The sequence below is a fragment of the Aurantimonas aggregata genome (genome assembly GCF_010500835.1).
In the GTDB taxonomy this organism is placed as follows: Bacteria; Pseudomonadota; Alphaproteobacteria; order Rhizobiales; family Rhizobiaceae; genus Aurantimonas; species Aurantimonas aggregata.
This window is the reverse complement of the sequence record NZ_JAAAMJ010000026.1, coordinates 1-16,771: the sequence shown is the minus strand read 5'-3', so window position 1 is coordinate 16,771 and position 16,771 is coordinate 1. Positions and strand designations below refer to the sequence as shown.

12 protein-coding genes, 1 tRNA gene and 1 pseudogene are annotated in these 16,771 nt (G+C 66.3%); 7 read left to right on the top strand and 7 right to left on the bottom strand.

Annotation, left to right across the window (positions count from 1 at the left end; translation table 11 throughout):
- Positions 1-75 precede the first annotated feature (75 nt).
- A complete protein-coding gene (locus tag GTW51_RS20505) occupies positions 76-1,578 on the bottom strand; it encodes a catalase (protein ID WP_163045911.1) in 1,503 nt (500 codons plus the stop codon).
- Between the two features lie 108 nt (positions 1,579-1,686).
- Here GTW51_RS20505 and GTW51_RS20500 point away from each other — a divergent pair, with 108 nt between their 5' ends.
- Positions 1,687-2,595, top strand: coding sequence for a hydrogen peroxide-inducible genes activator (locus tag GTW51_RS20500; protein WP_163045910.1), 909 nt, complete (start codon positions 1,687-1,689; stop codon positions 2,593-2,595).
- Between the two features lie 145 nt (positions 2,596-2,740).
- Positions 2,741-3,865, top strand: a complete 1,125-nt coding sequence (locus GTW51_RS20495; protein ID WP_163045909.1) for a PQQ-dependent sugar dehydrogenase — start codon at positions 2,741-2,743, stop codon at positions 3,863-3,865.
- 90 nt (positions 3,866-3,955) lie between these two features.
- Here the strand turns inward: GTW51_RS20495 and guaB are convergent, their stop codons facing one another.
- Positions 3,956-5,458: an IMP dehydrogenase gene (guaB, locus tag GTW51_RS20490; protein ID WP_163045908.1), complete on the bottom strand. Its 1,503-nt coding sequence runs from the start codon at positions 5,456-5,458 to the stop codon at positions 3,956-3,958.
- Positions 5,459-5,644: 186 nt separating this feature from the next.
- On the opposite strand from guaB, the gene GTW51_RS20485 reads away from it, so the two are divergent.
- Positions 5,645-5,878, top strand: coding sequence for a hypothetical protein (locus GTW51_RS20485; RefSeq protein WP_163045907.1), 234 nt, complete (start codon positions 5,645-5,647; stop codon positions 5,876-5,878).
- A gap of 54 nt (positions 5,879-5,932) precedes the next feature.
- Here GTW51_RS20485 and GTW51_RS20480 read toward each other — a convergent pair whose 3' ends face one another.
- On the bottom strand, positions 5,933-6,967 hold the full coding sequence (locus GTW51_RS20480; RefSeq protein WP_163045906.1) for an MBL fold metallo-hydrolase: 1,035 nt from the start codon (positions 6,965-6,967) through the stop codon (positions 5,933-5,935).
- Positions 6,968-7,181: 214 nt separating this feature from the next.
- On the opposite strand from GTW51_RS20480, the gene GTW51_RS20475 reads away from it, so the two are divergent.
- The gene (locus GTW51_RS20475; RefSeq protein ID WP_163045905.1) at positions 7,182-8,570 is read left to right on the top strand and encodes an MFS transporter; all 1,389 of its coding nucleotides are present in this window, start codon (positions 7,182-7,184) and stop codon (positions 8,568-8,570) included.
- 4 nt (positions 8,571-8,574) lie between these two features.
- On the opposite strand, the gene GTW51_RS20470 is transcribed toward GTW51_RS20475, so the two are convergent.
- Together GTW51_RS20470 and GTW51_RS20465 are read right to left on the bottom strand one after the other, a co-directional pair.
- Complete coding sequence (locus tag GTW51_RS20470) at positions 8,575-9,318, bottom strand: RlmE family RNA methyltransferase (protein ID WP_163045904.1); 744 nt, start codon at positions 9,316-9,318, stop codon at positions 8,575-8,577.
- Positions 9,315-10,898 carry a Ppx/GppA phosphatase family protein gene (locus tag GTW51_RS20465; RefSeq protein WP_246233306.1) on the bottom strand — a complete coding sequence of 528 codons (1,584 nt, stop codon included), beginning with the start codon at positions 10,896-10,898 and terminating at the stop codon, positions 9,315-9,317. The genes GTW51_RS20470 and GTW51_RS20465 overlap by 4 nt, the downstream gene beginning before the upstream one ends.
- Positions 10,899-11,213: 315 nt before the next feature.
- On the opposite strand from GTW51_RS20465, the gene GTW51_RS20460 reads away from it, so the two are divergent.
- The 3 genes and pseudogenes from GTW51_RS20460 to GTW51_RS20450 all read left to right on the top strand — a co-directional run.
- Positions 11,214-11,287 (top strand) — tRNA-Gln (locus tag GTW51_RS20460).
- A gap of 159 nt (positions 11,288-11,446) precedes the next feature.
- The gene (locus GTW51_RS23665; RefSeq protein ID WP_203566213.1) at positions 11,447-12,685 is read left to right on the top strand and encodes a hypothetical protein; all 1,239 of its coding nucleotides are present in this window, start codon (positions 11,447-11,449) and stop codon (positions 12,683-12,685) included.
- Positions 12,640-12,777 (top strand): annotated as a pseudogene (locus tag GTW51_RS20450) (IS110 family transposase); the annotation flags it as partial. The gene GTW51_RS23665 and the pseudogene GTW51_RS20450, both read left to right, overlap by 46 nt.
- 329 nt (positions 12,778-13,106) lie before the next feature.
- On the opposite strand, the gene GTW51_RS20445 reads toward GTW51_RS20450, so the two are convergent.
- Entirely contained in the window at positions 13,107-15,227 is a 2,121-nt protein-coding gene (locus tag GTW51_RS20445) for an ATP-binding protein (RefSeq protein ID WP_203566212.1), read from the bottom strand.
- A gap of 8 nt (positions 15,228-15,235) precedes the next feature.
- Positions 15,236-16,483 carry an acyl-CoA dehydrogenase family protein gene (locus GTW51_RS20440; RefSeq protein ID WP_343034080.1) on the bottom strand — a complete coding sequence of 416 codons (1,248 nt, stop codon included), beginning with the start codon at positions 16,481-16,483 and terminating at the stop codon, positions 15,236-15,238.
- Between the last annotated feature and the right edge of the window lie 288 nt (positions 16,484-16,771).

Genomic DNA, 16,771 nt, shown 5'->3' with positions numbered 1-16,771 from the left:
AACGGAAAGGGCCGGGATTGCTCCCGGCCCTTTCAATGCTTCAAAGCCTCGCCGCCATGGGCGAAACGCTGCGGCCTACTCGGCCGCCGCGCTGTGGCTGGTGGACAGGCTCGCCTCGGCATCGTCGCGCGTCTGCGCCGCGATGGCCTGGCGAACGCCGGCACCGTAGTCCGGATGCACCTTGTCGAAATGCGCCAGCTGGCGGTCGACGATGAATTCCGGCACGCCCTGCATCGCACCTGCGATATTGTTGAACAGGCGCTGCTTCTCGCCGTCGTCGAACATCTCGAACAGCGCGCGCGGCTGGCTGTAGTGATCGGCCGTGCCACGGAAGTCGTAGCGCCCGACGTCACCGGCATAGCGGTGCGGCGGCTCCTCGACGCTCGGATCCTCGACCGGCCCACCGAACGAGTTCGGCTCGTAATAGGCGTCCGGGTTGGTCGCCAGGCCGAGCGTCATCTCGCCGCCCATGTGATAGTGGGCCACGGGGCTGCGCGGCCGGTTGACCGCCAGCGCGTCGTAATGCGTGCCGATCCGGTAACGGTGCGCATCCGGATACGAGAACAGCCGCCCCTGCAGCATCCGGTCCGGCGAGAAGCCGATGCCCGGCACCACGTTGGACGGGTTGAACGCCGACTGCTCGACTTCGGTGAAGTAGTTTTCCGGGTTGCGGTTCAGCTCCATCTCGCCGACCTTGATCAGCGGATACATGCCGTGCGGCCACACCTTGGTGAGGTCGAACGCGCTCCAGCCGGTCTTCTCCTCGAAGGCGTCGGCCTCGTCTTCCGGCATCACCTGGATGAACATGTCCCACTTCGGGAACCGGCCGTCCTCGATCATCCCGTAGAGCGCTTCCTGATAGCTCTCGCGGGACTTGGCGATAACCTTTTCGGCTTCCTCGTTGATGAAATGCGCGTGGCCCTGCCGGGTCTTGAAGTGGAACTTCACCCAGAAGCGCTCGCCCTGGTCGTTCCAAAGCGAGAAGGTGTGGCTGCCGTAGCCGTTCATGCGGCTGGGGTCGGTCGGGATGCCGCGGTCGGACATCAGGATCGTCACCTGGTGCAGCGACTCTGGGCAGAGCGACCAGAAATCCCACATGGCGGTTGCCGAGCGCAGGTTGGTGCGTGGATGGCGCTTCTGCGTGTGGATGAAGTCAGGAAACTTGTAGGGGTCGGCGACGAAGAACACCGGCGTGTTGTTGCCGACGATGTCCCAGTTGCCTTCCTCGGTGTAGAATTTCAGCGAGAAGCCGCGCACGTCGCGCTCGGCGTCGGCTGCACCCTGCTCGCCGGCAACGGTGGAGAAGCGCGCGAACATCTCGGTCTTCGTACCCGGCTGCAGAACCTTGGCGCGGGTGTAGCGGCTGACGTCCTCGGTCACGACCAGCGTGCCGTGGGCGCCCCAGCCCTTGGCGTGGACGACGCGCTCGGGCACGCGCTCGCGGTTCTGATGCGCCAGCTTCTCGATCAGCTGGAAGTCCTCGAGCAGCAACGGGCCGTTGCGACCGACGGTCTTGGCATTCTGGTTGCTCGACACCGGCGCGCCGGCAGTCGTTGTGAGTCTCGGACGATCAGCCATGAGGGGCCTCCGTTGGATCCTGGAATGATTGTCGCTCTAAGGTAGCGGCTCCGAGCGATAATCTCCAATCGTATTTTCAACCGGACGCAATCAGTTTATCCTATCGGGATGATCACCCTCCGTCAGCTACGTTATTTCGAGGCCCTCAGCGAGACGCTGCATTTCGGGCGCGCCGCCAAACGGCTGAATATCAGCCAGCCGGCGCTTTCGGCGCAGATTGCCCAGATGGAGGCGTTCTTCGGCGGCGCGCTCTTCCAGCGCTCCTCCGGCGGCATCGCCTTGACCGGCGAAGGTCAGGCGATCGGGGGGCGGGTTCGCGCGATATTGACCGAAGTGCGCGAGCTCGAAAGCATCGCGACGGCCGGCGACGCGCCGCTGTCGCGGCGGCTGCGGCTGGGCGTCATCGCCTCGGTCGCTCCCTATCTGCTCCCGTCGCTGCTGGCGCTGCTGGCCGGCGAGCATCCACAGCTCGAATGCGAAGTGCGCGAGAGCGTCACCGACCGGCTGCTGCGGGAACTGTCGGCCGGCGAGATAGACTGCGCCATCGTCGCGCTGCCGGTCGACGAGCACGGACTCGAAACCCTGACGCTGTTCGAGGACCGGTTCCATTTCGCCGTCCCGGCCGATCAGGCGGATCGTTACGCGGCCCGCGTTCCCATCGGGCTGATGCGGGATGTCCGGCTCATCCTCCTCGAAGAAGGCCATTGCCTGCGCGACCAGGCGCTGGAGATCTGCCAGATCGCAGATCCGAGCGAACGGGCGGGCCTCGGGGCGACCAGCCTGTCGACCATCCTGCGCATGGTCGCCGCCGGCCTTGGCGCGACGCTGATCCCGGACATGGCGGTCGGCGACGAGACGCGACGCGGCGGCATCGCCATCCTGCCCTTCGAGGATCCCGCGCCGGCACGGACCATTGCCCTTGCCTTTCGGCCCTCGACCGCGCGAAGGCAGGATTTTGGGGTCCTGGCGGACGTCATCCGGCGCGCCGGCGACCTGGGGCGCGCTGTCGCGGCGTGACGCGCCGCCTGCCGGTCCTGCGTCCCGAAGCGAGACACGCGCTTCTCACGGAGCGTTGAAGGAACGGCCGCCACGGTTCTGGGCTTGGCTCCACGACATCATCGGCACGGCATGACGCCTGTCGACGAACGAAGGGAGACCCGCCATGCGTTTGCCAGCAGCCATTCTCGCCACGACGTTTCTCGTGACGCCATCCTTGGCGCAGAGTGTGTCCGTGCCCGGCACCGGCGACACCAGCCTGACCGCGACGCCGGTTGCGGAATTCGACGAGCCCTGGGCGATGACCTTCCTGCCGGACGGCGCAATGCTGGTGACCGAAAAGCCCGGCAACCTGCAGCTCGTGACGCAGGACGGCGAGATGACCGAGGTTTCCGGCGTTCCGGAAGTCGCCTATGGCGGCCAGGGCGGCTTCGGTGACGTGGTCCTGCATCCGGCGTTCGCCGAGAACGGCGTCGTCTACATCTCCTATGCCGAGCCGGGCAATGACGGGACGCAGGGCGCCGCGGTGGCCCGCGCGACCTTCGACGCCTCGGCCGACGAGCCCGCTTTGTCCGGCCTGGAGGTCGTCTGGCGCCAGGAGCCGAAGGTTACCGGCAACGGTCACTACAGCCACCGTATCGCCTTCGGCCCCGACGGCATGATGTTCATCAGCTCCGGCGATCGACAGAAGCTGACGCCGGCGCAGGACATGGCGCAGAGCCTCGGCAAGATCATTCGGCTCAACGACGACGGCTCCGTTCCCGCCGACAATCCGATCCAGAACCAGGGCGAACTCGCGAAGAGCTTCTGGAGCGTCGGCCACCGCAATGTCCTCGGCATCGCCTTCGACGCCGACGGCCGGCTCTGGGACCACGAGATGGGCCCGCGCGGCGGCGATGAGCTGAACCTCGTGGAAGCTGGCGAGAACTATGGTTGGCCGGAAGTGTCGAACGGCGTCCACTACGACGGGCGGGACATTCCCGACCATTCGACCAATACCGAGGATTTCGTTGCGCCGGTGGAGTCCTGGACGCCGGTGATCTCCCCGGCCGGCTTCGTGATCTATTCCGGCGAGATGTTCCCGGATTGGCAGGGCAGCGGCCTGATCGGCGGGCTGTCCGCCTTGGGTCTGGTACGGGTCACGCTGGGCGACGATGGCGGCGAGGTCGAGCGCTTCGACATGGGCGCCCGCATCCGCGAGGTCGAGCAGGGACCAGACGGCGCCGTCTGGGTACTGGAAGACGGCCCCGGCGGACGGCTGCTGAAGCTCACTCCCGAAAGCGAGAGCTGACCGTAACATTGCGGCGCGGCGTCTGGCTTGCCGCGCCGGTCATCTGAGACTGCGGCGAGCGGCCCGATCAGGCGACTCGCAGCGTCGGTATCAGCCGCCGCCCGGATAGTTCGGGCTTTCCCGGGTGATCGTCACGTCGTGGGCGTGGCTCTCGCGCAGCCCGGCGTTGGAGATCCGCACGAACTGCGCCTTCTCGCGGAATTCCGCGAGATCGGCGGCGCCGACATAGCCCATCGCTGCGCGCAGGCCACCGGCCAGCTGATGCAGCACGGCGGAGACCTGGCCCTTGTAGGCGACCTGCCCTTCGATGCCTTCCGGCACCAGCTTCAGCGTGTCCTGCACTTCCGCCTGGAAGTAACGGTCGGCCGAGCCGCGGGCCATGGCGCCCACCGAGCCCATGCCGCGATACGCCTTATAGGAGCGGCCCTGGTGCAGATAGATCTCGCCGGGGCTTTCGTCCGTGCCGGCGAGCAACGAGCCGACCATCGCCGCCCTTGCGCCGGCCGCCAAGGCCTTGGCGAGGTCGCCCGAAAACTTGATGCCGCCGTCGGCGATGACCGGGATGCCGGCCTTGTCGGCTTCCTCGGCCGCGCCCATGATCGCAGAGAGCTGCGGCATGCCGACGCCGGCGACGATCCGCGTCGTGCAGATCGAGCCCGGGCCGATGCCGACCTTGATGCCGTCCGCCCCGACATCGATCAGCGCCTTGGTGCCGTCGGAGGTCGCAACGTTGCCGGCGATAATCTGCACCTCGTTGGACATGCGCTTGACCCGCGCCACGGCGTCGAGCACGCGCTGCGAATGGCCGTGCGCCGTGTCGATCACGATGAGGTCGGCGCCCGCATCGATCAGCCGTTCGGCCCGCTCGAAGCCGTCGTCGCCGACGCTTGTCGCGGCAGCGGCGAGCAGCCGTCCCTGCGGATCCTTGGAGGCATTGGGATTGAGTTGGGACTTCTCCATGTCCTTGACGGTGATCAGCCCGATGCAATGGCCGTCATCGTCGACGACGACCAGCTTCTCGATCCGGTGCTGGTGCAGGAGGCGCTTGGCTTCCTCCTGGTTTACCGATTCGCGCACGGTGATCAGCCGGTCCTTGGTCATCAGCTCGTGGATCGGCTGGCTGTCGTCGGTGGCAAAGCGCACGTCGCGGTTGGTCAGGATGCCGACGAGGCGGCCGCGGGTCTGCCCGCCCTGCCCGCCATTCAGCACCACCGGAATACCGGAGATGTGGTGTCGGTTCATCAGCATCCGCGCGTCGCCGAGCGTCGCGTCCGGGCCGATCGTCACCGGGTTGATCACCATGCCGCTCTCGAACTTCTTCACCTGGCGCACCGCCTCGGCCTGCTCGGCGGGCGAGAGATTGCGGTGGATGACGCCGATCCCGCCGGCCTGCGCCATGGCGATCGCCAGGCGGCTTTCGGTGACGGTGTCCATCGCGGCCGACAGGATCGGCAGGTTGAGGCGCAGGGTGCGGGTGATCGCCGTGCGCAGGTCGACCTCGCCGGGCATGACCTGCGAATGGCCGGGCTGCAGGAGGACGTCGTCAAACGTCAGCGCGGTCGCGCCGGTCGCGGTTTCGATGATACGGGCCATGCCAGTCCTCGGGGCTGCGTCCAACGCGAAATGATCGAGTCGGCGGGGAAAAAGGATTGGCACGGGCTGCTATCACGACCCCACCCCCTTGGGAAGGTCGGCCTGCGCAAGGCTGCTACCGTAGCCTCGTGGCAGGCCACGCAGCGGATCGAAATGGCAGGCAGGAGCAGACGGATGCGGCGACACATGAACTTTATGGCACGATGGGTCCTCGTGATCGTCGCGCTGACCGCCGCCGCGAGCAAGGCGCAGGCGGCACGATGCACAGATTACGCGACCTGCCGGCAGGCCGTCATCGCCTGGTGTGCCGGCAACCATAACGGTGCGGACCGTGACGAGGACGGCATCCCCTGCGAGAACGTCTGCGGCTCGCGCGCCGACGTCCTGGCGATCATGGCCGAGATCGGCTGTTCCCGCTGAGCGCGAGCGTGACCGAGCAGTCCGGCAGGGCCCGGACCGCTCGGGTCGCGACGGTCAGGCCTCGTCGGCAAGCGCCAGCTGGTAGGTTTCCGGGATGAACCGGTAGCCGCCATCCTCGAGCTTCTGCGCGTAGCCGATGGCCGGGAACGGCATGTGGAAGCCGATGAACGGGATCCGCTCCTCGGCGATCCGGTCGAAGACGCGCTTGCGGGTCTCGGTGGCCATCGCCTTGTCCTGGTCGAAGGAGACCTGCCATTCGGGCTTCTGCAGCGACGCAACGTAGTGGTTGGCCGTGTCGGCGGTCAGCCAGAGCCGCTGGTCGCCCGAAGCGATCTCGAAGATCATGTGGCCGGGGGAATGGCCAAACGCCTCCATCGCCGTGATCCCCGACACGATCTCGTCGCCCTCGCCGATCAGCGTCATCTGGTCGCGCAGCGGTACCACCAGACGTTCCACCAGCGCCGCGCCCTGGGCCCGGTCGCCGTTTCTGGCCTCGTCCGACGTCCACCAGTCGTACTCGACCTGGCCCGCGACATAGCGTGCATTGGGGAAGGTCGGCGCATCGCCGGTCATCAGGCCCTGGATGTGGTCGCCGTGGAAATGCGTCAAGACGACGATGGTGACGTCCTCCGGCCGATAGCCCGCCGCATCCATCCGCTCCACCAGCCGGCCGAAGCCGTTCTCGCGTCCGGATTCGCCGAAGCCGGTGTCGAACAGGATCAGATTGTCGTCGAGTTCGACCAGCGTCGGGGTGAAGCCGTTGGCGAAGCGGTCCTCGGGCAGGTAGTTCTCGCGCATCAGCTCCGCCATCGCCTCCTGGCTCTGGTCGGCGCCGAAGGTCGGATAGGGGCCGTCGCCCGCACGCAGGCCATCGAGGATGGTGGTGATCCGCGCCTCGCCGAGAGTGATGCGATGCCAGCCCGGCGAGTCGGCACTGGCACGCTGGCGTGCCGCCTCGTCAGCCGTCGCGTCCTGTGCGAAGGCACCGCGCGTGACAAGGGCACCGGCGGCGACGCCACCCGCCGCGACGGCCAGCTTGAGGGCATTGCGACGATTGCAGAGCGAACTGTCGGTGGTTTCTCGGCTCATGGTATCTGTCTCCCAGTCGTAACGATCGTGCGGCGGCCATCCGTTTCGTTGCGGCCATGGCGGGGCCAACTGGCCCGGGACGGGATCACGGCAACCGCACCACACGCCAAGTTGACCTGCCGGGCCTGCCGCCGCATTCCTGTCGGCGCTTGACCGCCCGTCGTCGGCAGCGCATTCCAATAAGCCTGCCTTACCGTATCCCCCGAGGTCTGCCTTGAACCGGATCGTCCCGATCGTGCTCGCCGTCGCCCTGTTCACGGAGAACATGGATTCGACGGTCATCGCGACGTCGCTGCCGGTGATCGCCGCTGATCTAGGCACCAGCCCGATCGCGCTGAAGCTGGCGTTGACCAGCTATTACGTGTCGCTGGCGATCTTCATCCCGATCTCCGGCCGGTTGGCGGACAGCTGGGGTCCGAAGTTCGTCTTCCGGCTGGCGATCGCGGTGTTCGTCATCGGCTCGCTGGCCTGCGCCTTCGCCAGTTCGCTGGAGGGATTTGTCGGGGCCCGCTTCGTCCAGGGCATGGGGGGGGCGATGATGACGCCGGTCGGCCGGCTCCTGCTGGTCCGCGCCGTGCCGAAATCCGACCTCGTCAATGCCATGGCCTGGTTCACCATCCCGGCGTTGATCGGACCGCTGGTCGGCCCGCCGATCGGCGGTGCCATCTCGACCTATGGCGACTGGCGCTGGATCTTCCTGATCAATCTGCCGATCGGCATCGCCGGCATCCTGCTAGCGACCCGTTACCTGCCGCAGATCGACCGGGTGAAGGGCGTCAGGTTCGACTTCCCCGGCTTCCTGCTGTCGGGTTTTGCCTGCGCCGGCATCGTCTTCGGCTTCTCGGTTGTCTCGCTGCCGGCCCTGCCGCCGATCGTCGGTCCTGTCATGGCAGGCGCCGGCATCGTCGCGGCCATCTTTTACGTTGTCCACGCCAGGCGCACCGAGAACCCGGTGCTGAAACTGTCGCTGTTCCGCATCGAGACGCTGCGGGCGGCGATCGTCGGCGGCGCGCTGTTCCGCGTCGGCGCCGGCGCGACGCCGTTCCTGCTGCCGTTGATGCTGCAGCTCGGCTTCGGCTACACGCCGTTCCAGTCGGGCCTGATCACCTGCGTCTCGATCGGCGGCGCCATGGGCATGAAGCTGCTCGCCCACCCGATCCTGAAGCGGCTCGGCTTCCGCACGACGCTGATCGCCACGGCGCTCGTCGGCGGTGGCATGATGGCGGCCATCGGCTTCTACCGACCCGACAGCCCGATCGCGATCGTGCTCCTGTTGCTGCTCGTCGGGGGCTTCTTCCGCTCGCTGTTCTTCACCTCGATCAACGCCTTGGCCTTCGCCGACGTGCCGCGCCAAGCGACCGGCGACGCGACGGCGCTGATGGGGGCGCTGCAGCAGGTCTCGGTCGCCACCGGCGTTGCGGTTGCCGGCGCGGTGCTGGAGGCCGGCATGGCGCTGTCCGGCAGCAGCGAGGCGAGCCTGGCCGACTTCTCCACCGCCTTCTTCGTCGTTGGCGCGATCACGGCCGCGGCCGCCCTCGTCTACCTGCCGCTGACGCGGGAGGCGGGCGACGAGGTGGCCGGGCGCCGTCTGCCCGCCGAATAGAAGCTCAGCCGAGCGGGCCGACCTCGTCCTGCTCTACCGCCGCGTCTTCCGTGCCGGTCGCGGCCTGACGGCCCTTGAAGCCCTTGGCGAGGATGTAGAGCTCGACGGAGTCTTCCCGCGACGACGGCGGCTTGACGTGATGGATCGTGGTGAAGTTGCGCTTCAGGAGGTTCAGGAGATCCTGCTCCGTCCCGCCCTGGAAGGTCTTGGCGAAGAAATGCCCGCCCGGCCGCAGCGTGCGTACCGCAAAGTCCGCGGCGACCTCGCAGAGATGCATCGTCCGCAGATGGTCGGTGCGGCGATGGCCGGTCGTCGGCGCCGCCATGTCGGAGAGGACGACGTCCGGATCGCCGCCGAGTTCGGCAAGGATCAGGCCGGGCGCCGCGTCGTCGAGAAAATCCATCTCGAGGATCGTCGCGCCGATCACCGGCTCCACCGGCAGATAGTCGATGCCGACGACGCGGATGTCGTCCGCGACCGAGCCGACGCGATCGGCTGCGACCTGGCACCAGCCGCCCGGCGCCGCGCCCAGGTCGACGACGCGGTCGCCCTTCTTCAGGAACTTGTAGCGGTCGTCGGTCTCGATCAGCTTGTAGGCCGCACGCGAGCGATAGCCGTCGGCACGCGCCCGGCGCACATACGGATCGTTCAGCTGGCGCTCCAGCCAGCGCCGCGATGACGCCTTCAGCCCGCGCTTCTTCTTGACCCGAACCGTCAGGCCCCGGTCGTCGCCGCGTCCGCCGCTCATGAATTGCTTCTCCATGCCGTGTCGCGGCGCCAGACGCCGTCGGCGTCCATCATTTCCGTCAACAATCCCTCGCGCAGGCCGCGATCGGCGACGCGCAGGGTGCGCGCCGGCCAAACCCGCCGGATCGCCTCGAGAATCGCGCAGCCGGCCAATACCAGATCGGCACGGTCGCTGCCGATGCAAGGATTGGCGACGCGCTCCTCGAAGCTCCAGCCGGCGATCCGCGCCACCAGCCCGTCGGCTTCGCGGTCGGTCAGCCAAAGCCCGTCCACCTGGCGGCGGTCGTAGCGCTCGAGATCGAGATGCACGCCGGCCAGCGTCGTCACGGTGCCGGACGTGCCGAGCAGATGAAAGCGTTCGCCGCCGACGAGTTCGCCCAGCCGGTCGCGGCCGTCGAAGCGCTCGATCATCTCGACGGTCTCGACGATCATGTGCTCGAAGATCTCCGGCGTCACGTCTCGTCCGCCATGGCGCTCGGCGAGGCTGACGACTCCGACCGGCAGCGAGGTCCAGGCGACGATGCGGCTGGCGAGACGGCGCGTGCTGCCGCCACGCAGGTCGAGCAGCGCGATCTCCGAGGAACCGCCGCCGATGTCGAACAGCACCGCGCCTTCGGCCGACTGGTCGACCAGCGAGCCGCAGCCGGAGACGGCCAGCCGCGCTTCGGTCTCGCGGCTGACGATTTCGAGGTCGAGCCCGGTGACCCGCTTCACCTGCTCGATGAATTCCACCCCGTTCGCCGCCGAGCGGCAGGCTTCCGTGGCGATCAGCCGTCCCCGGCCGAGATCGACCTCGCGCGCCGACAGTTTCTGGGCGCAGATCGACAAAGCCGCAATGGCGCGATCCATGGCGCCGCGCGAAAGGCTGCCGGTGCGGCTGAGCCCCTCCCCCAGCCGGACGATGCGCGAGAACGCGTCGATCACCCGGAACTGGCCCGGCCGCGTCGGCACGGCGATCAGCAGACGGCAATTGTTGGTGCCAAGGTCCAGCGCCGCATAGGCTGGCGGCCGCACGCCGCTACCGTTCGCTGCGGTATGGGAGCGGGCCGTGGGCATAGGGCCAACGGGCGCGGAGGGCGCCTCGACACGAGCCGCCGCCGGCATGCCGGCCACTGCCGGCCGTGCATGCGGATCGGCTCCGGCGGCCTGCTCCGGGGCATTTTGCAACGATTCGCCCGTGCCGGGCTTGGCCCGGCGTTTGCCGCGCCGGCGCGGCTTGCGGGCGCCACGAAGCTTGCCCTGCTCGCCTTTCGCGGGATCGGATTGACCGGCTTCCCCCTTTTCCACGACAACGCCGGCGGGCTTGGCGCCGGCCTTGCGCCGTCGCCGGCGCTGCCGCTTGGTCAGGGGGGCGTTGCCCGTCCGCTCGGCCTTGTCCTGCCCACCCGATTCGCTGTTTGCCGACGTCACCGCATCGGCTGCCGGCGCGCGCAGGGGCGACACCTGCTGCCGCGGGTCGTGGGTGGACCGCGCACGCGAGGACAGGCCGGAAGAAGGCTCCCGATTCAGATCCGCGGTCGGACGGCGTCTCCCACCGATTTCATGGTCACTCACACTGTCTCTCCGGCGCCGATCGGCCATGGCCGCACTCAGGCGCCTCAGGTTCCTGGTTCGCGGCAGAGTGTATCAATTGGCCGGGTGAGCACAAGGGTACCGCCGGCAGGCCCGGGGACGCTGGCCCTGGCCTGCCGCTCACGCAGCGCCGCGGCGCAGGTGCCCCACATGAGCCGTCCCGCGATCGAACCTTTCGCTATTCCACCGCCTTGCTTCCCGAACCGGATCGGCCACCTTCCCGCTTCGAACGCGAGACAGCGACAAAAATTGCCGCCAAGGGTTCACAGCCCGCTTCGCCCCGTCTATATGGTCGCTCGTGACGCGCTCGCCGCGTCGCCCTGCTGGGGAATAGGTTAACGGTAGACCCACGGACTCTGACTCCGTTAGTCCTGGTTCGAATCCAGGTTCCCCAGCCAGCCTACTACAAGCCACTGTAATCCTTATTGTTTTCAGCCACTGAGAATCCTCTCGGTGCCGTTGCCGTGCTTTGGACCCAAACCTGTAGCCCAGAGGTGATGCCCATACGGGCGATCCCGGGCTCCAAGCTCAAGGGATCCGGGCAGTGGCGACTCGGCATGACATCAGCAATCTCGAACGGCGCGGCCACACTTTCTATTGGCGCGCACGCGTGCCGACGCGCTTCCGGCAGGTGCCGCGGCAGGCCCGCCTGTCCTTCTCGCTTCGGTTTGTCCGACCATCACAAAGCGGCCTACATGGCGCGGCGGCTGAACACGCTGCTCGCCGACCTGACCGTGAGACCCACCGCCGCGATGACGACCAAGGACCAACTCGACCAGCTCTTCCGCGCCGAGATCGAGCGCATGAGCGCCCATCTCGACGACATCGCTTTCGCCGTGCGGCGCAGCGGCGGGATCGACGACGTGCGCGAGATGGAAGCGGATATCGAGGTTGGCTGGGCCTACCGACTGATCCAGCTCTTCGGCACGACCCGTCCCCTCACCTTCGATGCGGAGTGCCCCGCGCGCGCATTGCTGTTGCGCCACGGCATCCCCGAGCCGCACGTCATGGCGATCGCCGAGACCTTCTGGGCAGAGCAGAAGGGTGCCCGCGGCGGCGTCTTCGATCGCGACGTCCGACAGCAGATGGAAGATGTCGGCCTCGACCCGACGCTGGCCAATCGCGAACGGGCGAAGATGGAGTTGTTCCGCGCCAAGGCCGACGCCCTGCTTAACGTCGCCGAACGCTGGCCGATGATTGACCGCCGGCAGAATGCGCTGGTCGCCACGACGCTGCCGGAAAACGAGCGCGCCGAACTGGTGTTCTCAATGCCTGTCGACCCGGTGATCGATGCTGCCTCCACCCACCGCTCGGAAGACGTGCCTGCTGTGCCGCTCGCAGCCGTCCCCGCCACTGCCCCCGACAATGTCCTTCCCGGAGACGTTGAGCACTCCCCCGGGGCGTCGCAGCCGGCCGAGGTGCCGACGCCGATGGGTCCGCCGGAAATTATTTCCGCCGAGGCTCTCGCCGCGGCGGATGTTGCGCCGGTTGAGCGCGTCCTCCACCTCGCTGACTTCGAGCACGCCTACGATGAACTCTACAAGAACAACCGCCAGAACTGGACGCCAGCCACGGCGAGCGATGTCCGAACGCTGGTGCGGATGTTCCACGACATTCTGGAGGAGCATGGCGTCGCGCATTCCGCCGAAATTCGTCAACATCATGTGGCAGCGCTCCGCCAGCATCTGAACCACATTCCGACCCGTTACGGACAGAGCGCGCGTCAGCGCGCGATGAAGCCAGCCGCACTTCGTGGCTGGAACAGATGCTGGCGCGCAAGCCGCGGATGCTGGTGACGGTGGCGCTGGCCAACAAGATGGCGCGTATCGTCTGGGCCCTTCTGGCGAAGGGCGGAACTTATCGAGCTCCGATGGCGGCCGCGGCGTAAGCCGGGGTCGTCGTCAGAGGCCGTCGGGACGCGAGGTTGGTCGAAGGAGGGTATGCCACAACAGTCGGCGAGACGGGGCCGGAAGAACCAGTGCTTTCCACCGTGCCATCGAGCACGCTCTGGGTGTTTTGGTTCCGGTTCGCGAACTCCCATACGGGCCCGCAGCGACACGCTGCATCAGAGGCCGGACAGATGGCAGCATCCGACATCGTGCCAACCCAACAGAAACCACTTGCGCCCAAGGGGGCGTCCACAGATGGAAAGCAGACTGAGGTTCCCCGCGCGTGACCAGCAGAAGCGGCCATTCACTTACGACGCAACCCGCCGTGTCATCCATCGAGCACGCTGCGGATCTTGGTCGCCATCTGTTCCAGAGTGGCAGGCTTTTGGAGAAGATTCACGCCAGGGTCCAGCACTCCGTTGTGAACCACGGCGTTCCGTGTGTAACCGGTAGTGAACAGCACCTTCAGATCGGGTCTTCGCCGCCTGGCCTCTTCGGCCAGTTCACGGCCGTTCATCCCAGGCATGACCACATCCGTGAACAGCAGCGATACCTCAGGATGTTCGTTTAAGGCGAGCAGGCCCTCCGTGCCACCCGAAGCCGCGACGACGCCGTAGCCAAGATCGCGGAGCATCTGCACGGCAAGCTCTCGGACGCGATCATCGTCCTCCACAAGGAGTATGACTTCCGAGGACGACCCTCTCGGCAGGCTCTGCTTGACCGGGCGCTGGAAGCTCTCGGCTGGACCGTAGAAGCGCGGAAGGTAGATCTTGATCGTCGTCCCCTGGCCGGGCTCGGAATATATCTTAACGTGCCCGCCGGACTGCCTCACGAAGCCGAAGACCTGGCTGAGTCCCAGGCCGGTCCCCTTGCCGACGCCCTTGGTCGTGAAGAAAGGATCGAAGGCTTTGGCCACGACCTCGGGGGGCATACCGATGCCCGTGTCTGTCACCGCAACCATCACGTACTGCCCCGCGGGGACGTCGTGTTCGTCCGCATAGGCATCATCGAGGTGGCAGTTCGCCGTCTCGATGGTCAAGTGCCCGCCCTCAGGCATTGCGTCTCGAGCGTTGACGGCAAGATTGACGATCGCGTTCTCGAGCTGGCCCGGGTCCGCGTGCGTCCGCCAGAGGCCGCCCGCGAGGACCGTCTCCATCTCGATCACCTCACCTAAGGTGCGGCGCAGGAGATCGGACATGTCCGAGACCATCTGGTTCGCGTTCAGGGCCTGCGGCGACAGGGGCTGCTGGCGAGAGAAGGCAAGCAGGCGCTGGGTCAGTGCGGCGGCTCTGTTGGCGCCTTCCATCGCCCCGGCAATAAACTTGTGTACGTCGGTGTCGCCCTTGGCGAGCCTGCGCTGCACGAGGTTCAAACCTCCTATCACGACCGCAAGCATGTTGTTGAAGTCATGCGCGATCCCGCCGGTGAGTTGCCCCACCGCCTCCATCTTCTGCATCTGCCGGATCTGGCCTTCGGCGTTCTCGCGCCGATGCATCTCCGTCATCAGCGTTCGGTTTGCTTCCGCGAGCTCTTCCGTGCGCTCCGCCACCCGTTCCTCAAGACGAGAGGCGAATTCCCGCAAGGCCTGCTCGGCTTTAAGACGCTGCGTGATGTCTCGAGCGCCGAAGGAAAGCCCTTCGATAGCTCCCGCCGGTCCAAGCACAGGTGCAATGCTAACCTCGACGGTGCGCGACGCCCCTTCAACCGATACGATTTGCGCCTCCTCGCCCTCGACGATCTCGCCGGCCACGGCTCGGTCGACAAGCGCCACAACTCGCACTCGAGACTCTTGCGCGAACAAATCTGCAACTGGATCGCCAACGTGCTGAGATTCAACCGCGAAAAGGCGCTCGGCGGCTCGATTTAGCTGAACCACTTTGCCCTCGGCATCGGTGGCGAAGAGCGCCTCCGGCGCATGCGTGAGGATAGCAGCCAGATAGCGTTCGGCTACGACGAGTTGCCGACGCCGGCTGTCCTCTGGTGAATGGTTATTGCCCTTGGCGGCAATCACCGCGTTGACGCGGCTGTAGAGCCCGCTGAGCTCGCGTTCCTTTCGGCTTGCCTCCAGTAGCTCGCGAACGGCAGCGCGCAGGTCGGCGGGCGCTATGTCCCCGGGCATGGCGGAGGCACCCCCAAGCTCCGGGGTGAAAGGCAAGCTGGCCCGGAAGCGCGACAGTTCCGGGTTGGGAACAAGAAACAGCAACTGGACCGACGGTAGCTTACGGCGGAATTGAATGCCCACACGCCGGGGCTCCGGCACGTGTGGCCCGATGATCAGGATCTCCGGGGCGGGCCGATCCGTGATTGCACTGTCGGACACGGAAGAAACCGCGAGGTCGAGGCCGCATACCTTCCACAAGCCCGGATTGAATCGTTCAGCAGCCCAGTCCCTCGGGGATTCACCAAGCAAGACGAGGACCTGCGCCGCTGCTGCTTCCATCGCTTCCATATCGCTGATCAGAGCGGAGGCAGTCCGAGCACGGAGCGACCGAGCCAGGACTTCAGGAGGTGGGTTGTCGGCGACATCACGTGGGCAGCCTGTGCATCGCGCAGGAGGCGCGACAGTTGGCCATCGGCCTGATAACCCCGCCCGCCGACAAGCTGCATCGCCGAGTTCGTCAAGGCCACCGCGGCGTCCGCCACGTCGATTTTGGAGGCAAAGATCGCAGTCGCAGCTTCGGGCGAGCCAGCGTCGCCCAGACGGGCCGCGTAGTGGAGCAGCCTTCGCGCCCGCTCGAGCCTCGCCCACATGTCCGCGATCTGCTCGACAATGGCGGGATTCTCGGCCAGCCGTGCCGTAGTATGGCTGAACTTGTGCCCACTGATGTGCGCCACCGACAGATCGAGGGCGGCCTGTCCTATACCGATGTAGACGCCGGCCATGGCAGTCAGGAAGTAGGGAGCGACCACCTCAAAGATGTACCAGATCTGGTCCCCCTCCTCGCCAAGGAGGTTTGCCTTCGGGACGGAGATGCGGTTGAGGCCGGCGGCGCGGGAGCTGTTCCCGCGCATTCCGAGTCCGCTCCAGGGCGCTCCCCAGTCGAGACCCGCGCTCCCGGCTTCCACCAACAGGCATGTGAACGTTCCAGGATCCAGCTCCGAACCGGGCGCGACCGCTGAAAGGACATACGAGTCAGCATGTCCGCCGTTGGTGATGAAGCTTTTCTTGCCATTGACGACATAGCTCTCGCCGTCCGGATCGAAGGTGGAGCGGGGAAGGTAGAAGTGCGATCCCGTGCCGGGCTCACTCAAGGCCAGTGTGGTTACATGCCGGCCTTCCGCAATCGGCCGCAGGAAACGCCGCTCCTGATCGGGTGTTGCCTTCGCTGCGATGACCGCCGTACCGACGCAGTGCATGGCAAAGCACATGGCCGTCGAGCTGCACGCTCGGCCAAGCACCTCTGCGATCTCGGCGAGAGCATGGAGGCCTTGGCCATGCCCGCCGAGGCGCTCCGGGACGAGAAGACCAAGAAGGCCGGCTTCCGCAAGCGCTTGCATGCCCTCACGGGGCCAACGAGCATCCCGGTCGATCTCCTCCGCCTGGGGAGCCAGGACGCGCTCCGCGACATCTGACGCAAGAAACGCCAGATCGGACGGGAGGCTGTATGGCCGCTGAAGAGTTTCTGACAATTCGACCTCAGAAGAACGGCGTAAAGGACATGGTGATCGGCTGGTGAAACAGCTATCAGAAAGCCAGACCGGCACAAGGTGTCGCGGGAGCAGGAAGGCTCGACAGAAGGACGAGAGATCCAGATTGGTTTCGCAAACGCGAGCTGATGGCCGTCCCAACCCGTCTGAGACAGACAAGCTCTCGCAAGCGATCACCGGAAGTGATCACGGTATGCCCTAACAACATTCTCGACCTTATACCAACGAGCGCTGATCAGAACCTATGCGCCCAATCTCGCATGCCGATGGAGATGATTTTCCATGGTTGATCGACGAGCTTGTTCCAAGCGGCGCAACAGTGGACGACGATGTCGTCGTAGTCGA

Coding starts and splice junctions, on each gene's coding strand:
- GTW51_RS20505 (WP_163045911.1), bottom strand. CDS start 1,578: ATGGCTGATCGTCCGAGACTCACAACGACTGCCGGCGCGCCGGTGTCG.
- GTW51_RS20500 (WP_163045910.1), top strand. CDS start 1,687: ATGATCACCCTCCGTCAGCTACGTTATTTCGAGGCCCTCAGCGAGACG.
- GTW51_RS20495 (WP_163045909.1), top strand. CDS start 2,741: ATGCGTTTGCCAGCAGCCATTCTCGCCACGACGTTTCTCGTGACGCCA.
- guaB (WP_163045908.1), bottom strand. CDS start 5,458: ATGGCCCGTATCATCGAAACCGCGACCGGCGCGACCGCGCTGACGTTT.
- GTW51_RS20485 (WP_163045907.1), top strand. CDS start 5,645: ATGAACTTTATGGCACGATGGGTCCTCGTGATCGTCGCGCTGACCGCC.
- GTW51_RS20480 (WP_163045906.1), bottom strand. CDS start 6,967: ATGAGCCGAGAAACCACCGACAGTTCGCTCTGCAATCGTCGCAATGCC.
- GTW51_RS20470 (WP_163045904.1), bottom strand. CDS start 9,318: ATGAGCGGCGGACGCGGCGACGACCGGGGCCTGACGGTTCGGGTCAAG.
- GTW51_RS20465 (WP_246233306.1), bottom strand. CDS start 10,898: ATGGCCGATCGGCGCCGGAGAGACAGTGTGAGTGACCATGAAATCGGT.
- GTW51_RS23665 (WP_203566213.1), top strand. CDS start 11,447: ATGACATCAGCAATCTCGAACGGCGCGGCCACACTTTCTATTGGCGCG.
- GTW51_RS20445 (WP_203566212.1), bottom strand. CDS start 15,227: ATGGAAGCGATGGAAGCAGCAGCGGCGCAGGTCCTCGTCTTGCTTGGT.